Source organism: Acidaminococcus hominis, assembly GCF_900291475.1.
In the GTDB taxonomy this organism is placed as follows: Bacteria; Bacillota; Negativicutes; order Acidaminococcales; family Acidaminococcaceae; genus Acidaminococcus; species Acidaminococcus hominis.
Genome location: NZ_OLMM01000005.1, coordinates 634,325 through 651,610, shown reverse-complemented (window position 1 = coordinate 651,610; position 17,286 = coordinate 634,325). Strand labels below are relative to the sequence as shown.

General features: G+C 55.2%; 15 protein-coding genes. All 15 read right to left on the bottom strand.

The features are described 5' to 3' along the window. Nucleotides 1-1,386 (bottom strand): hypothetical protein, encoded by a 1,386-nt coding sequence (locus C7E10_RS09415; RefSeq protein WP_231086396.1) that lies wholly within the window; start codon nucleotides 1,384-1,386, stop codon nucleotides 1-3. 48 nt (nucleotides 1,387-1,434) lie between these two features. Further along, complete coding sequence (locus tag C7E10_RS09410) at nucleotides 1,435-2,361, bottom strand: VirK/YbjX family protein (RefSeq protein WP_105327031.1); 927 nt, start codon at nucleotides 2,359-2,361, stop codon at nucleotides 1,435-1,437. Nucleotides 2,362-2,420: 59 nt separating this feature from the next. Further along, nucleotides 2,421-3,071, bottom strand: coding sequence for a hypothetical protein (locus C7E10_RS09405; protein ID WP_105327030.1), 651 nt, complete (start codon nucleotides 3,069-3,071; stop codon nucleotides 2,421-2,423). Between the two features lie 57 nt (nucleotides 3,072-3,128). Next, a complete protein-coding gene (locus tag C7E10_RS09400; RefSeq protein WP_105327029.1) occupies nucleotides 3,129-3,647 on the bottom strand; it encodes an SH3 domain-containing protein in 519 nt (172 codons plus the stop codon). 74 nt (nucleotides 3,648-3,721) lie between these two features. Beyond that, a complete protein-coding gene (locus C7E10_RS09395) occupies nucleotides 3,722-5,305 on the bottom strand; it encodes an SH3 domain-containing protein (protein WP_105327028.1) in 1,584 nt (527 codons plus the stop codon). Between the two features lie 23 nt (nucleotides 5,306-5,328). Next, on the bottom strand, nucleotides 5,329-5,982 hold the full coding sequence (locus C7E10_RS09390) for a YigZ family protein (protein WP_105327027.1): 654 nt from the start codon (nucleotides 5,980-5,982) through the stop codon (nucleotides 5,329-5,331). A 145-nt stretch (nucleotides 5,983-6,127) separates the two neighbouring features. Further along, nucleotides 6,128-7,408, bottom strand: coding sequence for a C40 family peptidase (locus C7E10_RS09385; protein ID WP_105327026.1), 1,281 nt, complete (start codon nucleotides 7,406-7,408; stop codon nucleotides 6,128-6,130). Between the two features lie 149 nt (nucleotides 7,409-7,557). Next, a complete protein-coding gene (locus C7E10_RS09380; protein WP_105327025.1) occupies nucleotides 7,558-8,766 on the bottom strand; it encodes a dicarboxylate/amino acid:cation symporter in 1,209 nt (402 codons plus the stop codon). 193 nt (nucleotides 8,767-8,959) lie between these two features. Beyond that, nucleotides 8,960-10,234, bottom strand: coding sequence for an S-layer homology domain-containing protein (locus tag C7E10_RS09375; protein WP_105327024.1), 1,275 nt, complete (start codon nucleotides 10,232-10,234; stop codon nucleotides 8,960-8,962). 256 nt (nucleotides 10,235-10,490) lie between these two features. Then, nucleotides 10,491-10,934: a Fe-S cluster assembly sulfur transfer protein SufU gene (gene sufU, locus C7E10_RS09370; RefSeq protein ID WP_105327023.1), complete on the bottom strand. Its 444-nt coding sequence runs from the start codon at nucleotides 10,932-10,934 to the stop codon at nucleotides 10,491-10,493. A 12-nt stretch (nucleotides 10,935-10,946) separates the two neighbouring features. Continuing rightward, a complete protein-coding gene (locus tag C7E10_RS09365) occupies nucleotides 10,947-12,167 on the bottom strand; it encodes an aminotransferase class V-fold PLP-dependent enzyme (RefSeq protein WP_105327022.1) in 1,221 nt (406 codons plus the stop codon). Further along, nucleotides 12,130-13,254: a SufB/SufD family protein gene (locus C7E10_RS09360; protein ID WP_105327021.1), complete on the bottom strand. Its 1,125-nt coding sequence runs from the start codon at nucleotides 13,252-13,254 to the stop codon at nucleotides 12,130-12,132. The genes C7E10_RS09365 and C7E10_RS09360 overlap by 38 nt, the downstream gene beginning before the upstream one ends. Before the next feature lie 13 nt (nucleotides 13,255-13,267). Then, complete coding sequence (sufB, locus tag C7E10_RS09355; RefSeq protein WP_105327020.1) at nucleotides 13,268-14,707, bottom strand: Fe-S cluster assembly protein SufB; 1,440 nt, start codon at nucleotides 14,705-14,707, stop codon at nucleotides 13,268-13,270. A gap of 15 nt (nucleotides 14,708-14,722) precedes the next feature. After that, complete coding sequence (gene sufC, locus C7E10_RS09350) at nucleotides 14,723-15,460, bottom strand: Fe-S cluster assembly ATPase SufC (RefSeq protein WP_105327019.1); 738 nt, start codon at nucleotides 15,458-15,460, stop codon at nucleotides 14,723-14,725. A gap of 371 nt (nucleotides 15,461-15,831) precedes the next feature. Continuing rightward, on the bottom strand, nucleotides 15,832-17,235 hold the full coding sequence (locus tag C7E10_RS09345; protein WP_199614677.1) for a GntP family permease: 1,404 nt from the start codon (nucleotides 17,233-17,235) through the stop codon (nucleotides 15,832-15,834). Nucleotides 17,236-17,286: the final 51 nt, after the last annotated feature.

The window sequence follows — 17,286 nt, the reverse complement described above, 5'->3', positions numbered from 1 at the left end:
TTACAGGGTTGCCGGGGTATAGGCACTGCCGTCGTCCGTGTCAGTGCCGGTTTGGCTGGCAGCTTCCTGCTTCCGGGCAGCAGCCAAAGCGGCTTCCGTTTCAGCGTCGGCCTTGTCGCCGGTGCCGCTGGTATTTACGGAACCGATTTGAACATCTTCCATGGGTTCATCCAGGGAAGCATCCTGGCTAGGAGCCGGAGTTTGAGCCGGAGTCTGGGCTGTTGCCGCAGTAGTGGTGCTGGCAGCCGGGGCCGTAGCAGCAGGCTGGGTTTCAGCAGCGGGTTCTGCAGCCGGTTCTGCGGCTGGTTCAGCGGCTGGTTCAGCAGCCGGTTCCGTTTGGGCTTCTGCCTTAGCAGCCGGCTGGGCAGCCGTACCCGGTTTTACCAGGGTGCTGGTAGCTTCCGGATTTTCCGCAGCGGTGGTCAGCTGCTGGCCACTGGCCGTATTGCCGGCCAAAATCACGCCATTAATGGTGGTGTCCTGTTCTACCTGGACGTAGGTATTGGAACCCGCAGGAATGGTCACGGAGGAACCCTTCACAAAAGCGCCGCCTACAATGCCCACCGGTCCAAAGAGGACCATGCCTCCAATAGAAGCACCGGCTGCACCGGCTGCGGTTTTGGCCTGCTGTTTGGCCAGATCACCGACCGTAACGGGAACGGCTTCCCCGTTAACGGCTACCACATGGGAGAAGTCCAGGTCAATCCGGGCATCCCGGCCAAAAATCCGGGGCTGCACCACTTTTTGGATTTTGCCCACACCTTTGGCGCCTTTGGGCAATACCAGGGCTTCGCCCACGTACACGTTGTCGTCCACCACAAAGTCCACAGCATCGCCGGCCTGGGCCGTTTTGCTGCTGATGTCGCTCATGAATTTCACTTTAATCAGGGAATCCTTGGGCAGTACCACAGGGCTGGAAGTCAGGCTTCCAGAGGGGAAAGCGGCCTTGGTCAGGCGGGCTACCCGGCTAAGCACCGTATCCTGGGGGTACTGGGTGCCAAAAATACTGGTTTCCAGATTGCCAATCCGGTTGATGGCACCTTCCGTGCCCATCCGGTCAGAGAACTGCCATTCAATGACGTTCAGTACGGCGGCCAGGGAAAGCTGCCCATTGTTGGGGTCCCCTTCCACCCGGTTGTACAGCCGGTCCACCCGGCTCATGACGGAACCGCTGGTTTCCTGACCGTACAGTTCCTTTTCCAATTTATCCACACGGGAAACCAAAGAGCCGGTTTGTTCCGCTCCGTCCATAAAGGTTTCCACTTGCTCCAGTTTGCCCGAGACGGTGTTCGCGGTCTCAAGATCTGCGGCCATAGCCGGGGCCAGGCAGGTCAGGCAAAGGAGTGCCGTTACAACAAGACTGATTACTTTTTTCAATCCAGACACCTCCGTGGGGTAATAGTACTTCTGCAATACACTTTATTTTACCATAAATCAGAGCTTTTCGATAGTCTGGGGCGCCAGCCAGGGCTTTAGCTGCTCCGCCATCGTCACTTCCATGGCGTCCAGCATTTCATAACGCCGCCGGTGGTTGGCCCGCTTGGAGGGCTTCAGCTCCGACAGATCCCGGCGCACTTCCTCCAGGGGAATCCGGTAGAACCGGCGATCGCCGCTGGGGCTGCCGCCGCACTCTGCCCAGAAGTCCCCAAAGTTGGTTTTCAGCTTCCGGTCCATGCGCACGTGGTTCATGGCGTAGTAGCCCTGGTTGGTCACGGCGTAGATTTCCTGGCAGTGCCACAGCTTGGCCAGGGTCCGCAGCCCATAGAAAATCAGGTTCTTGGTCCGGTAGCCAAAGTACTTCTTGGTCATGGCCTTGACCGCATCGTTGCCCAGGCTGGTGCCCTGAAGGGCCCCTACAAAGGCGCAGGTTTTGCCCCCAGCCGGGTCCGGTCCCAGCCAGAACATAATCTGGTAGAAATCCACCCCGCCCCAATGGAGCACCAGGGACAGGCAGCCTTCCTTCCGCTGGCCTGGGTGGAACAGCAGGTCCAGGGTCAGGGGTTCCTCCTGGAAGGTATCCTGCCACAGGGTAATTTTCCCGTGGTCGGTGTAGATTTTGGTCAACAGTTCCGGTTTGCCGATTTGCTGGAGGGCCAGGATATGGTGGCGGATGAGCGCCGCCCGTTCCGTAAACGTGGCCCCCTTATAGAAAAAGGCCCGGGTTGCCTGTTCCAGCAGACAGGGCATGCCGGCAAAGACTTTTTCCCGCACCGGGTCACTATGGAAGAAGTGCTGGAGCGCGGTAATTTCTCCGCTGTGCCCCAGGCAGCGTAGCAGGAAAACCCAGTAGCGCTTCCGCTCTTTCAGGTGAACACAGTTGTAGCAGGCATGGCCCACAGTTTTTAGTTCATTCCAATCCATTAAAACACCTTTCTTTCAGTAAAAAAGGGCGGCCATTGCTGACCGCCCCCTTGCTGCGCTTAGTTGTTTTTCAAGGCCTTTTTCAGTTCTCTCCGGCACAGTTTGCCGAATTCCTTGTGAGGCCAATCAGAACGCGGGCTGATGGCGCCGGATTCCATTTCCTGGGTGTAGGACCAATGGTCATCCTTGAACTTGCCTGTCTTGTTGTTCAGGGTAGCAAAACGGCCTTCGAAATCCAGGTCCGTTACCGGTTCCCGGCGGAAGGACTGTTCCGTTACGTCAAATTTGTCCACGGCCATGACGATAACCACATCGGCACCGCTGGCTTCAGCTACGGCCTGAAGGCCGGCTTTGGTGAACAGGTTGTCCTGCTGCTGCAGGGCGACTTTCCGTACCACATCGCTGTCTACCATGTCGTAGGCAGGATACTGGAACAGTTTGGCCAATTCGTTGCTGAATACAATGGGTTTCATGCCCTGGTTGTCTTCTACATCTTCACCGATCATCAAGGGTACCACGGCCAATTTCAGGGATTGAACCTTGGGGGTGGTATCTTCTGCTGCCTGGCCTTTGTCCGCCGTTTGTGCGGTATTTTCCGCAGCGGGTTTAGCCGGAGTAAAGGTAAATGTTGCCGCATCCGCTTTGCCTACCGGTAAGGACAGTACAAAACCGAAGCATACGGCAGCCAAAACTTGCCACAATTTTTTCATGTGATGGAACCTCCTAGTTGTGATTTCTCTTATTTTAGCATAACAAAAGGTGCTTGGCTAGATTTCTTCGCAATAGTCAGAGGCCACCCAGCCGATTTCGCCGTTGTCCCGTCTGACCTTGGTCCAGTTGATGCCGCCGCCTTCCTGGGCATCCAGGATGATGACCACTTCATCCTTTTCGAAATAATCCAGGACGTCCCCGTTTTCACTGGGGTCCCCTCTCATCCGCACTTCTGTGCCGGTAATCCGGCCTTTCCGGTCGGCAGCAAAGGTGGCAGAAGGTACGGTTCCGGTATCCGCAACCCGGCAGTATTCCCCGGCAACCCAGCCGGTAACGCCGTTTTTCCGGGTAACCTGGTACCATTTCCGGCCGCCCCGTACATCACTTTGCAGTACGGTCACCGCTTCGCCGTCTTCAAAATAGCCCAGAATATCCGTGTTGGTACCTGCGCCGCTGCGCATCCGGACTTCCGTGCCAATAATGGTTCCAGGAGCCGCTGCGTCCACCCGTTCCATGGGGAACGTGAGACCCAGGGCACAGCACAGGGCTGCCAAAATTCTTCCAACTTTATTCATGGTGGTCTCGTCACCTCTCTTTGGTTTATGGCTAGACTATATAGTCTGATTGTAACACAGCCAGCCCGCTTTGGCTAGTTTTGTTGACAGTACTGGGCCGCTACCCAGCCAATAGAGCCGTCAGAGCGTTTCACCTTGTACCACTTCATACCGTCTCCGTCGCCCACTTCCATAATGGTGACTTCTTCGCCCTTGGTATAGTAGCCCAAGATGTCTGCAGAAGTGCTGGCGCCGCCCCGGATCCGCACGTCGGTACCGGTAATCACGGCCTTGGTGGAAGCGCTGGAGCTGGCAGCAGAGCCCGTATTTCCGGCAGAAACCTCCGGAATCTGGGCCCCTTCCGCAGGCTGGCAGTATTCAGAAGCAATGTAGCCATTGGTGCCGTCGCCCCGGGCCACCTGGTACCAGGTTAGGCCGCTGCCCTGGGCTTTGCCCTTGATGTACACCACTTCACCCTTGGTGAAGTAGCCCAGTACGTTGGCGTCCAGGCTGGCGCCCTCCCGGAACCGTACATCGGTGCCGGTGACGTAGCCCTGGTTGCCGGTAAGTACCGGTGCCTGGAAAGCAGGTTCAGCCGGAGCCGCAGGAGCCGGTGCCGGAGCAGGAGCTGCGGGCTGAGCTGCGGGCTTAGCCGCAGGCGCCGGGGTCTGGGCAGCCGGAGCTGGTTTCACTTCATCCAGGGCCGGTGCGGCCTTTACTGCCGTTCTGGCTGCACCGGCAGCGGTCTTGGCCGTTTCCTTGGCAGTGGTCTTAGCCGCAGCCACCGTAGTCTTGGCGGCCGCTTTCTTTTCTGCTGCAGCTTTTTCCGCAGCCGTTTTCTTGGCCGCCGCTTCTTTGGCAGCCTTTTCCGCAGCTGCTTTTTCTGCTGCGGCCTTCTTGGCAGCTTCCTTAGCGGCTTTCTCTGCCGCTGCCTTTTCGGCTGCGGCCTTTTCTTCAGCCGCTTTCTTGGTTGCCGCCGTTTCAGCCGCAGCCTGGCTGGCCGTCTTTTCCACGGTCTTTTCCGTGGCGGCAGCTGCGGTAACCGGAGCCGTCACCGACGGAGTGCCCGCAGGATTATCCGGCAGGGCTGCCGACAGGTTCACTTCGATTTCCCCTTCGTTCTTATCCAGCACGGAACCGGCATGGTAGACCCCGATAATGCTCCCATCCTGGTCCACATAGTACGTATCCGGCAGGGTCTTCTGCTTGGCCGGGTCCACGTCGTACAGGTACTGGAGGCTGTTTTCGGAACGGTTGGCCAGCTGCTGCTGGTTGTAGTAATAGCTGAGCTGCCGCTGGGCCCCGGTTTTCCGGTCAAAGGTCATACCCTGGGTTTCTTCCACGCCCATGTTGGGGGTCATGACCACCGTCAGGCTGATCAGATCCGGGTCGGATTTGTGCACATCGTAATGCACCTTGCCCCCGCCCAGGGTAGAGGCCTCGCTGACGTAGGACGCTACCTGGCTGCTCAGGGCGCTGTTGATTTTTTCATCGGCGGCACTGCTGCCCCCGGAAACCTCCGGGCATTCCACCGTTACCTGTTTCTCCGTCCGGGTAATGGTTTTTACCGGCAGGGACGCGGCCCAAATAGGGGTCGTAAAGCCCAGCACGGCACAGCTCAGCAGTACTGCACAGGTTTTCTTGAAACTGATTGGTTTTCCTATTTTTCTCCGTGTCATAATTATCCTTCCATTTCACACTTCTACTCGGCTGGCTTCTGGTCCAGATCCACCGGCTGCTCTGCAAAAAAGCTGCCTGCCTGGGTCAGTTCCACTTCCCGGCTGAGATTTTCCGTCAGCCAGGCTTCGGCTTCCAGTTTTTGGTCTTCCGGCAGGGTCACATGAATGTGCACGCTGCTGTCATATTCCACTTGGCCCACCGCAAACAGGGTCTGCCGGTACAGCTGGTTCAGCACCCGCCCGGCATCTTCCATGGACCAGTCAAACACATAATCTCCCATGGGAATCCTTTGGGCCAGTCCGGCTTCGTCCACCGCCTGGACCACGGCCTTCCCGTAGGTGCGGGTCAGTCCCCCGGCTCCCAGCTTGATGCCCCCGAAATACCGGGTCACCACCGCCGCCACATCGTACAGCTCCCGGCGCCGCAGCACCTCCAGCATGGGCGAACCGGCGGTACCGCTGGGCTCTCCATCATCGCTGGACCGTTCCACCCGGCCGTCCTGGCCTACAATATAGGCAGAACAGTTATGGGAAGCGTCCCAGTATTGCTTTTTCATTTGTTTCACAAAGGCCTGGGCTTCCTCCTCGGTTTCCACCCGCTGCAAATGGCAGAAAAACCGGGATTTTTCCACCACCAGTTCGCTGGTGACCGGCTTTTGAATGATGTATTTCCCCATAAGCTTTCCTTTCAAAAACTTGCAATGTATTCTTATATTATACGATATTCCTGGGTGAAATTTCCAGTGGCGTATTGGTGACATTGTTTTGGACAGGAAAAAAGGGCAGCTCCCCCAGGAACTGCCCTCGTTTTTTCTATTGCTTTTACCGGACGGTAGCCATTTCCGTCATCTGGTTCACCAGCGGATTGCCGCTGCCGCCCAACAGGTCCACCTGGCTGACCACCACCTGCATCACCCGGTTTTTCACCACCCCGCTGGCGGTGGGCTGGCCGTAGGAAGCCAGGGAATGGATCATGTAGGGCGTTCCCTGATAATTCCCCAGCACCAGCATTACGTGGTAGGGGGTAAACAAAATGGAACCCGGCGCTGCGCTGCCGATGACGGCCATTTTCTGGTCGTGGCTCAGCCCCCGGAGATTTCTGCCGCCCAGGGCTCTGGCCTGTTCGTCCCCATTCCGGGGCAGTTCAATGCCCACGGTCCGGTACACGTCCTGGGCCAGGGAGGAGCAGTCCACGCTGTTTTCCATGCCGCCCCAGCCGTAGGGAGCCCCCAGATGTTTAAAGGCCATGGTCACAATATTGTTGGCCGTATAGGGCAGATACCCCTGATGGAGATTGGGGCCGTAGGACGCCTTTACCGGGTCAATCTGGAGATAGCCTTTGGCGTCCCGGGTGGGCAGCAGCAATTTGCCGCCCTGGGTGGGAATCACAGCCCCCATTTGGTACAGCTGGGGCTTGCTCCCCGCCGTCAGGCTCAGCAGCCGTCCCGTTACCACGGCAGGAGCCGCCGGCTGGGCGTAGGTCTGCCAGGTTTTGGCGTCCGTAACTGCCACCTTGTTGGTGGGCACCCAGCCCCGGTAGTGGGGGGTCCGGACAAAAACAAAGTTGCCCTGGGGATTGGTGTGGTAGATGCGCACCGGCGTAGCAGGGTCCACCGCCGTTTCCTGCCAGCTGTCAAAATGCCGGTCGGAAGGGTCGGAAAAAGCCCGACTCAGGGTGGGGAACGTTTTCAGGTCCACCCGGTCCACCAGCACCCCATACCGCACCTTGTTGCTGGGGCGGATATTGGCTTTGGCATCGCTTTTCAGCTTGCTGGCCGCAGCGCTGCCAAGAGGAGCTCCCTGGACGTACAGGTCGTCTTCCATGCCCAGGGCGTTCACGTATTGGGTCAGCTGGCTGCCGGAGATGGTATCCCCCAGGCCGGTAATGGTATCACCAAAAATGGTTTTCTCCATTTGCTGGTTCAGGGCCTTGATCCGGGCCGGGGAAGCTAGCACCGTATTGCCGCTTTGGGTGGTCCAGGCCGCAGGGGTACACAGGGCTGCCGGGGTGCCGGGCATGGAAGCCGCCAGGGCCACCTGGGCAGAAATACAAAGGGCGCCGGTGAAAACAGCCGCCCGGGAAAGCAGTTGGGAAAAATGCATGAATAAAACCTCCTTTTACAATCCTTTTTATTATACCCACTCCCCCGCCCTCCTGGCAAATAAACAGAAAGCAAAGCGGCGCAAAAAATGCGGGGCAGCCTGCGCCGTCCCGCATTCGTTCTGCTCTATTTCCAAAAGCCAGGCTTTCCTTAGAAATCTCCCAGCTCCCGTTTCCGTTCGCTGGCATCTACGCAGCAGGAAACCATAATGTCGCCGGTAATGTTCACCGTAGTCCGGGGCATATCCAGAATCCGGTCGATACCGGCAATCAGGGCACTGCCTTCCAGGGGCAGCCCAATGGCCGTCAGGATCATGGTCAGCATAATGTAGCCGGCCCCGGGCACCCCTGCCGTCCCAATGGACGCCAAGGTCCCGGTGATGATAATGGTCACGTACTGGGCGGTGGTCAGCTCCACCCCGTAGATCTGGGCCACAAACAGGGCGCAGACCCCCTGGTAGATGGCCGTGCCGTCCATGTTGATGGTAGCCCCCAGCGGCAGTACGAAACTGGAGATTTCCGGATTTACTCCCAGATTCTCGGCGCACTGCATACTGACAGGCAGGGTCCCGTTGGAGGAGCAGCCCGTAAAGGCCACCAGCTGGGCCGGCAGAATGGTTCTAAAGAAGGTACCCAGGGGCAGTTTGGTCAGGAGCTTGATCAGGCCCCCGTACACCACTGCTGCGTGCAGGGCGCAGCCCAGGTACACCGCCACAATCACCTTGGCCAAAGGCAGCAGCACGTCCGGTCCGTTGGCCGCCACCACCGGGCAGATCAGCCCGAAAACACCAATAGGAGCCAGCTGCATGATGTAGTGGACAATCTTGTAGCAGACTTCCGTAATGCCGTCCAGGGTCTTTAAAAGGGTGTCCGCCCGCTCCCCTACGGAAACGATGCCGATGCCGGTAAATACCGACAGGACGATAATTTGCAGCATATTGGCCTTCAGCATGGCATCAATGGGGTTGGTGGGAAAAATATCGATGATGACCTTCATCAGGGGCGGTGCCTGTTTGGCAGCCGCTTTCACCCCTTCTCCCGGCAGGCTGAGCCCGGCCCCAGGCTGGAAAATAATCCCCAGCATAATGCCCAGGCAGATGGCAAAGGCCGTGGTACCCAGGTACATGATCACCGTCTTGGCCCCAATCCGGCCAATTTTCTTGATGTCCCCCAGCCCGGCCACGCCCAGCACCAGAGAGGAGAATACCAGGGGCACAATGATCATCTTGATCATGTTCATAAAGATGGCGCCCAAAGGCGCAATCCAGGTGGTGGCAAAGGGCAGTCCACTCTGCCCCAGTCCCAGGCCAGCCGCCACGCCCAAAATCAGGCCCGCCAAAATCTTTGTTGTAAGTCCCATACAAATCCACCCCTTTCCAACTGAATAATGATTGCTTTACTATATTTCTATTTTAGCAAGTTCTTTTGTAACAAACAAGAAATATGTTACAACCTTTTTAATTGTTGGAAAAACCCAGGAGAAAATATAAAAAACGAGACAATTCCCGAAGAAATTGTCTCGCGTTGCGGCAGGCTGTTCAAGCTGCCTAAAATTAGAAGGTAACCACCATTTGGGACCACAGGGTGCGGGCGTGTTTGCCGTTTTCGTCCCCGCCTTTGCCTTTCAGGTCGTAGTAGTCCACTTCGGCTACAAGGTTCTTGGCCAGGGTCACATTACCGCCCACTTTCCAGCCTTTGAATCCGTAGGTGGGGAAAGCGTCCCAAGCGCCGTCCATGGTATGGGCGATAACCGTAGGAGCTGCCTGGTCGTAGTAGGTTGCCAGCAGGCCCCAGCTGCCCGGGGTATCGCTTTCTGCCCCGCCGTAGGTGATGTGGGCTACAAAGCCGTCATCATCAGCGTTTGCCTTGTCAATATCGTCGTTATTGCCCTTCAGGTACATACCGCCGAAGTTGACCTTGCCAGCGGTGTAATCAGCGCCGACGGTCCAGATTTCGTCGTCGGTGCCGTCCATGCCCATGGAGTGCACGTCCTTGGCTTTCAGATAGCTGCCGACCAGGTGCAGGTTGCCCCAATCGCCACCCAGTTCGCCAAAGGCAAATTTGCCGGCGCCTTCTTCCAGGTTTTCATCTCCGTTCAGCTTGGTCCAGCTATAATCGCTGGCGCTGGCCATTTTGCCGTAAGCGCCGGTTACGTAGGCTTTGCCGAAGTTGTAGGTGGCTCTTACGCCATCCACTTGGGAATCGTAGATATTGCCGTCAGCCAGGAATTCATCGTAGCGGCCGGCTTTTACCTGCAAACCGCCCAAACGGCCTTCCAGGAAAGCTCTTTGGAAATCGGTGTCATCATCCCCGGATTCGTTTTTGCCACCGAAGTATTGATGATTTTCCAACATGGAAACATAATGCCAGTTGTCGTTGACTTCGCCGGTAAGCCAGATACGGGTACGCAGGTCGGATTCGGAGTTACCGCTGTCATCGCCTTTGAAAACAGCGCCGCTGTTGTTGGCATAGCTGATTTGGGCTTCCCCAGTAATCTGAACCATATCAGCATTCTTTTCCAGTTTAGCGACTCTAACTCCCAAATTATCCAGTTCATCAGCAAACTCGCTGACCAGTCTGTCGTCAGCGCCAATAGCGCCTTTGGCCAGAGCCTTGGCCACAATCTGGGCCATTTCATACCGGGTCATGGTGCGGTCGCCCTTGAAGCTGCCGTCGGGATAGCCATCCACAATACCGGCTGCCGCCAGTTTGGCTACAGCTCCGTAAGCCCAATGGCCTGCGGGAAGATCAGAAAAAGGATTGGCGGCAAAAGCCGTTGCGCTGACTCCCAGAGCCATGGCCAGAGCCATTACCAGTTGTTTGTTCATACTTGCTTCCTCCTTAGGACGCAGCAAAAGGTCCTTGGGCAAGAGTTTCCTTGTTTCCTCTGCGGGACTTTTCTGCGCTTTTTTAGATTAGCCTATACTAACTACTTTTGGCAATTCATTAGTATATATGAACTCGTGTGTAATTGCAACCCTTTTATGGCAAACTGGTGAATTTTTTTCATCAGTTACAAAAAAAGCACCCCTGCCCCATCTCGTACAGATGGAGCAGCGGCGCTGCAATACTGCTTGGAAACGCTTATTTGCCTTCTTCCAGGGCATCTTTCAGGGTATGCCAGGCCAGAACAGCGCATTTTACCCTGGCAGGCATATTGGAGATGTTCTTCAAAGAAATGGCATCTTCCAAATCCTCCAGCTTGTCGTCATCGGTTTCTTCCCGCTTGATCATGGCCAGGAACAGGTCAATCAGGCGCAGGGCTTCCTTGACGCTTTTGCCTTTGATCAGGTCGATCATCATGTCGGCAGAAGCCTGGCTGATGGCACAGCCATGGCCCGTGTAGGCGGCGTTCTTCACAATGCCGTTTTCAATGTCGGCCTGGAGGGTAATGTCATCGCCGCAGCTGGGGTTATGCCCATGTTCTTGCAGGGTATGGGGATTCAGTTCATGCTTATTGCTTTGGTTTTGGTTGTGTTCCAAGATAATATCGGAATACAACTGATTCATATCCAATTCGTTATCCATAGTTTCACCTACTCAGTCCTTGAAGCCCATCTGCTTGCGCACCAGCGGCAGTTTGGACAGGAAGTAATCTACTTCTTCAATGGTATTGTAAATGTAGAAGCTGACCCGGTTGGACGCTTCACAGTGCAGATGTGCCCCCAGGGGCTGTGCACAGTGGTGGCCGCTGCGAATGGCAATGCCGTAGCTGTCCAGAATGGTGGCTGCATCGTGGGGATGGACGCCATCGATGGTAAAGGCAATGACCCCTACCTTTTCTTCCGGATTGCTGCTGCCGATCAGATGGATGAAGGGCAGCTTTTTCATGCCTTCCAGGCAGTGCTTGGTCAGTTCGTATTCGTGCTGTTCAATGGCGTCAAAGCCGATGTCTTCCAGGTAGTCAATGGCTGCATGGAGGGCAACAGCCCCTTCCACATTTTCCGTGCCGGCTTCAAATTTGAAGGGCAGTTCGTTGAAGGTGGTGGTCTGTTCCTGCACGTATTCAATCATGTCGCCGCCGCTGAGGAAGGGTTCCATATCGTTCAGCAGCGCTTCTTTCCCGTACAGCACGCCGGTGCCGGCAGAGCCCAGCATCTTGTGGCCGGAGAAGACGTAGAAGTCGCAGTCCCATTTCTGCACGTCGGATTTCATATGGGGTGCAGCCTGGGCACCGTCCAGAACTACCACAGCACCTACGCTGTGGGCCTTTTGAATGACCTTTTCAATGGGGCGCTTCATGCCGAGAACGTTGCTGACGGCGGCAAAGGCCACGATTTTGGTCTTGTCGTCAATCTTGGCCAGATCTTCGTCAGTGAAATGGCCCTCGTCGTCCAGGTACATATATTCCAGCTTGGCGCCGGTTACCCGGCAGACTCTCTGCCAGGGCACCAGGTTGGAATGGTGTTCGGAAATGGGGAGTACAATCTTGTCCCCTGCCTTCAGGTGGGTTTCCCCGTAGCTCCGAGCCACCAGGTTCAGGGCCTCGGTAGAGTTCCGAACGAAGATCACTTCCCGGCTGGATTTGGCATTGATAAAGCGGCGCACCGCTTCCCGGGCGTTATCGTACAGCTCGGAGGCTTCAATGCTCAGCACGTGGGCGCCCCGGTGGGGATTGCCGTTGTGATGCTCCAGCAGGTCCACCATGGCGTGGATCACCTGATAGGGTTTTTGGGTGGTAGCAGCATTGTCCAGATAGACAAGCTGATGGCCATTATGCATTTTAGTCAAGATTGGGAAATCTTTGCGTACATTTATCATTGCAATTTCCTTTCTGGTGGCAGAACTGCATTTTGGTCCGTACAGCCTGGAGCGCCTTGTTTTCCAGATCTTCATCGCCCAGCTGGTCGATAACCGGCCGGATGTTGGATTCTACGATAATCAATTGGGCACCGGCTTCGTTAAAGCCGCGGCTCATGAGATAGAACAGCATGTCCTTATCCAATTGGCCGGAGCTGGAAGCATGGTTGCCAACCACATCGTCTTCCTTGCACAGCAGCAGCGGCACGGAAATGGAGTGCACGCCCTTGTTCAGCAGCAGGCAGACATCGGATTCGTTGCCCACAGCCTTTTTGCCGCCCCGGAGGAAGTCGATGGTTCCCCGGAAGTACTTCTTGGAAGTCCCCATCAGGGCACCGGTGGTCAGAATGTCCGTATTGGTCTTGCAGCCCTTGGTGGGTACCCAGTAGGAGTAGTCAAACAGCTGGTCGTCGCTGCCCAGGTACATGGAAGCACTGGTAAAATCGGCTTCATCATAGTCCAGGTTGCTGCGCACGTAGATCAGGTTCTGCTTGCCGCCCACTTCGGAGCTGACGAATTTCACTTTGGCCCGGGTGCTTTCCTGGCTCAGGCGCTGGTCAATATGCCGCACCCCTTCCCCATGGATCTGCACCTTGCTGATGGTCACCTTGGCATCTTCTTCTGCCTCAATGTATTGCAGCAGGTTCACGTAGCCGCCTTCAGCATCGCCGTCAAACAATTCGAAGACGTGCAGTTCGCTGCCCTTTTGGGCGTCGATTTTCAGCTGGCCTACCAGCCGGGGATTTTCTTCCGTCACTTCATAATGGAGCCAAACGGAAACTTTTTCACCAGCAGGAACGGTAATGGAGCAGTTCACATTGCCCCCTGCCAGTGCTTCAGCCAGGGACTCCTTGCTGGAACCTTGGTAATCTCCCAGGTCCGGCAATTGGTTTCCGGCGTACGCTTTTACTTCTGCCTTACCTTCCTGGCGGGTGGACAGTTCCACCGGCTTTAAGGCTGCAGCCGGTTCAGCGTCCAGTTCCAGGTGGTTCACCTTCATCCAGCGGAATGTGGGACGAGGGAGTTCGTTGAAATATTCTTTTTGCATGGTCTCCCCTCCCTTACATGGAACCCTTGAGTTCCAGATTGATCAAGTTGTTCATTTCCACAGCGTATTCCAGCGGCAGGGCCTTGGATACAGGTTCTACGAAGCCCCGTACCAGCATGGCTCTGGCTTCATCTTCGCTGAGGCCGCGGCTCATCAGGTAGAAGATGGCTTCATCGGAAATACGGCCGATCTTGGCTTCATGGCCCAGATCCACGTTATCGTTTTTGATGACGATGGCCGGAATGGTATCGGATTGGGAAATTTCATCCAACATCAGGGATTCACAGCTGACGTTGGACTTGGAGCCTTCGGCCTTCTCGTTGATGACCACAGAGCCCCGGTAGATACAAACCCCGCCGTCCTTGGAAATGGACTTGGAGTTGATGTTGCTGGTGGTATGGGGTGCATTGTGGACCACCTTGGACCCGGTATCCAGGTACTGCCCCTTGCCGGCAAAGGTTACACCGGTAAATTCGCAGTGGGCCCCTTCCCCGTTGAGGATGCTCATGGGGTACAGGCAGGAGGTATGGGAACCAAAGGAACCGGTGACCCAGTTGATGGTGCCGTTCTTGCCCACGATGCAGCGCTTGGTGTTCATGTTGTACATATTCTTGGACCAGTTCTCAATGGTGGAATAGGTCAGGGTGGCGTCGTCGCCTACGAACAGTTCCACTGCACCGGCGTGGAGGTTGGCCACGTTGTACTTAGGAGCGGAGCAGCCTTCGATGAAGTGCACCTTGGCGCCCTTTTCCACAATAATCATGGTATGTTCGAACTGGCCGGCCCCAGGAGCGTTCAGACGGAAGTAGCTCTGCAGGGGGATGGACACGTCCACCCCGGCCGGTACGTACACAAAGGAACCGCCGGACCAAACAGCCCCGTGCAGAGCTGCAAACTTGTGGTCCGTAGGAGGAATCAGCTTCATGAAATGGGCCCGTACAATATCTTCGTACTGTTTCAGTGCCGTATCAAAGTCGGTGTAGACCACGCCTTGCTTTACCAGTTCATCCTGGATGCTGTGGTACACCACTTCGGAGTCGTACTGGGCGCCAACCCCTGCCAGAGAGGTCTTTTCTGCTTCGGGAATACCCAGCCGGTCAAAGGTATCTTTGATTTCGTCCGGCACATCGTTCCAGCTGGCTTTCATCTGGGTATTGGGCCGTACGTAGGTAATGATGTTGCTCATGTCCAGGCCGCTGATATCCGGTCCCCAGATGGGGTACGGAATCTGGTTGTAGATTTCCAGGGATTTCAGCCGGAAGTCCAGCATCCACTTGGGTTCCTGTTTCTTCTCAGAAATCTCCCGGACGATGTCGGGGGTCAGGCCAGCATCGGTGCGGTAGGAGTAATCAAAATCATTTCTAAAGTTATACATATTGCCCAGGTCGTCCAAGGAGTTGATCACTTTTTCCTGATCCAACTTGGCTTCCTCGGCCTTCTTTTCTTCAGTCATAGTTTTCACCGCCCATTATTTCTTATAAGCGTCATAGCCGTTGGCTTCGATTTCCTGAATCAGGGAAGCGTCACCGGTCTTGACGATGCGGCCGTTGATCAGCACGTGCACCACATCCGGGTGGAGTTTTTGCAGGATTTCGCTATGGTGGGTGATGATCAGCAGGGAGTTGGTTTCATTGTGGTACTGGTTCACTGCCTTGGATACAATCCGGACAGCGTCCACGTCCAGGCCGGAGTCGATTTCGTCCAGCATGGTCAGTTTGGGTTCCAGCATGCACATTTGCAGAATTTCGTTCTTTTTCCGTTCGCCGCCGGAGAAGCCATCGTTCACATAGCGTTCCGCGTAGGAACGGTCCATGGCCAGTTCGTCCATTTCCTTGTGCAGCTTCTTTCTAAAGGGCATGATCCGCTGCTTTTCACCGCTGATGGTGCTTTTGGCATTACGGATAAAGTTTTCTACGGAAATCCCCTGTACGGAGATAGGAGCCTGGAAAGCCATGAAAATGCCAGCCTTGGCTCTTTCGTTTACCGGTTCATGGGTAATTTCCTTGCCTTCAAAATAGATATGACCATCGGTAACCACATATTTGGGGTTGCCCATGACAGTATTGAATAACGTTGATTTGCCGGCGCCGTTGGAGCCCATAATGACATGGGTTTCGCCGGTATTGATGACCAAATCCAGGCCTTTCAGGATTTCTTTTCCTTCAACAGCCACCTTCAATCCTTCCACGCGCAATAGTTCACTCATTTTAATCTCTCCTACCCACAGGCCCTTCAATGCTCTGTGTTTCTGAATTTATACCACTTTCCTATAAAACGTTCTGCCCGCCTAGACGGCCAGCCCCTAACCTTTGGCTGGTACGGAAGGCAAACGAACCAATCGGCTTTGGAGGTGACTTTCTACTGTAACCGAAAAATATTCACCTCATTGCATTTCCTATTATAATCGATTTGTCCTTCACTTACAAGATATCCTACTCCAGTTGGGGGAATTTTTTTTGTAAATTTTATAGCACTTTTGCCTAAGAAAAGAAATCTTCGTTTTTCTCCTGCTTTCCGGCACAAAAAAACAAGGCCGTGAATAGTCACAGCCTTGCCTGAAACGATTTGGGTGCTGCCTCAGCGCATAATCAGGTAAATGATGTATACGTTGATCATGGCAGCAATACCGGTCACCAGGGTGCCCATGGTTTGTGCCCGGTAGCCGTCTTCCACTTCCATGTCGCCAAAGTTGGTAACAACCCAGAAGTAGGAGTCGTTGGCGTGGGATACGGTCATGGCACCAGCGCCGATGGCAATTACCGTAATGGCAGCCAGGGTGGGAGTTGCCAGGCCCAGGGTTCCCATCAGCGGAGCCATAATGCCGGCGGTAGTGGTCAGAGCTACCGTGGAGGAGCCCTGTGCCGTCTTCAGGATGGCGGACAGAATGAAGGGGAAGAAAATGCCCAGGCTGGCCAGGGTGGTGGAATTCTGTTTAATAAAGTTCACCATGTCGGTGGAAGCAATGACCTTACCCAGTACGCCGCCGGCAGCGGTGATGAACAGGATGGGACCAACCACCTGCAAGGTTTCGTTGGTAATGTCATAGAAAGCCTGTTTCTTGTTTTCTACAGTACTTTGGAACAGCAGGATAATGCCCAGGATAACGCCTACGCTGATGGCGATGATGGGCGTACCCAGGAAGGTAACGATAGCAGGTTTGCTGCCTGCCATAGCCATGGCGGAAGAAATACCCATCAGGAGAATGGGCACTACAATGGGGGCGAAGCTCATGAAAGCGCTGGGCAGCTGGCCATAGCTCTTAATCAGTTCTTCGTAGCTTTGTTCCGCATCGGCGCCGCCTTCTTCGGTCATTTCCCGTTCTTCCTTGGTTTTTACCCGCTTGCCAATATAGTTGGAGTAGCAATAGGCAGCAATCATCGGCAGAATGGAAGCGCAGACGCCCATGATGATGATCAGCATCAGGTTGGGTTCCATGTTCATGCCGTCATAAATGGTGTTGGCTGCGGCAATGGGGCCCGGAGTAGGAGGAATGAAGCAGTGGGAAATGTACAGGCCCATGGACATGGCCACGGCGGTACCTACGCCGGAAGCATGGGTACGGCGTACCAGAGCCCGGCGGATGGGGTTCAGGATAACGAACCCGCTGTCGCAGAATACGGGGATGGAAACAATCCAGCCCATAATCAGCACGGCCAGGGAGGTATTGTTCTTACCCACCAGCTTGACCACGCAATCGGCCATCTTCAGGGCTGCGCCGGTCTTTTCCAGCAGGGAACCTACCAATGCACCCATGATGATAACAATACCGATGCTGGTGAACGTACCGGCGAACCCGGCGCTGACCACATCAGCGATACCCAGAACCTTACCTGTCTTTACCAAGGGAATTCCGCCTACCAGGCCGAAGATAACGGAAATGCCCAGGATTGCCAGGAACGGATGGATCTTGAATTTTGCAATGGCTGCGATCATAACGATAATAGCAATAACAAATGCGAAAATAAGAGGTAATCCAGTCACGTAAAACACGCTCCTTTTTTGTACGTTGATGAGAATCGGCCATTCTCATTG

Bases quoted from the DNA above. Each gene is read 5' to 3' on its own strand.
- C7E10_RS09410 (WP_105327031.1), bottom strand. From the start codon at position 2,361: ATGGATTGGAATGAACTAAAAACTGTGGGCCATGCCTGCTACAACTGT.
- C7E10_RS09405 (WP_105327030.1), bottom strand. From the start codon at position 3,071: ATGAAAAAATTGTGGCAAGTTTTGGCTGCCGTATGCTTCGGTTTTGTA.
- C7E10_RS09400 (WP_105327029.1), bottom strand. From the start codon at position 3,647: ATGAATAAAGTTGGAAGAATTTTGGCAGCCCTGTGCTGTGCCCTGGGT.
- C7E10_RS09395 (WP_105327028.1), bottom strand. From the start codon at position 5,305: ATGACACGGAGAAAAATAGGAAAACCAATCAGTTTCAAGAAAACCTGT.
- C7E10_RS09390 (WP_105327027.1), bottom strand. From the start codon at position 5,982: ATGGGGAAATACATCATTCAAAAGCCGGTCACCAGCGAACTGGTGGTG.
- C7E10_RS09385 (WP_105327026.1), bottom strand. From the start codon at position 7,408: ATGCATTTTTCCCAACTGCTTTCCCGGGCGGCTGTTTTCACCGGCGCC.
- C7E10_RS09380 (WP_105327025.1), bottom strand. From the start codon at position 8,766: ATGGGACTTACAACAAAGATTTTGGCGGGCCTGATTTTGGGCGTGGCG.
- C7E10_RS09375 (WP_105327024.1), bottom strand. From the start codon at position 10,234: ATGAACAAACAACTGGTAATGGCTCTGGCCATGGCTCTGGGAGTCAGC.
- sufU (WP_105327023.1), bottom strand. From the start codon at position 10,934: ATGGATAACGAATTGGATATGAATCAGTTGTATTCCGATATTATCTTG.
- C7E10_RS09365 (WP_105327022.1), bottom strand. From the start codon at position 12,167: ATGATAAATGTACGCAAAGATTTCCCAATCTTGACTAAAATGCATAAT.
- C7E10_RS09360 (WP_105327021.1), bottom strand. From the start codon at position 13,254: ATGCAAAAAGAATATTTCAACGAACTCCCTCGTCCCACATTCCGCTGG.
- sufB (WP_105327020.1), bottom strand. From the start codon at position 14,707: ATGACTGAAGAAAAGAAGGCCGAGGAAGCCAAGTTGGATCAGGAAAAA.
- sufC (WP_105327019.1), bottom strand. From the start codon at position 15,460: ATGAGTGAACTATTGCGCGTGGAAGGATTGAAGGTGGCTGTTGAAGGA.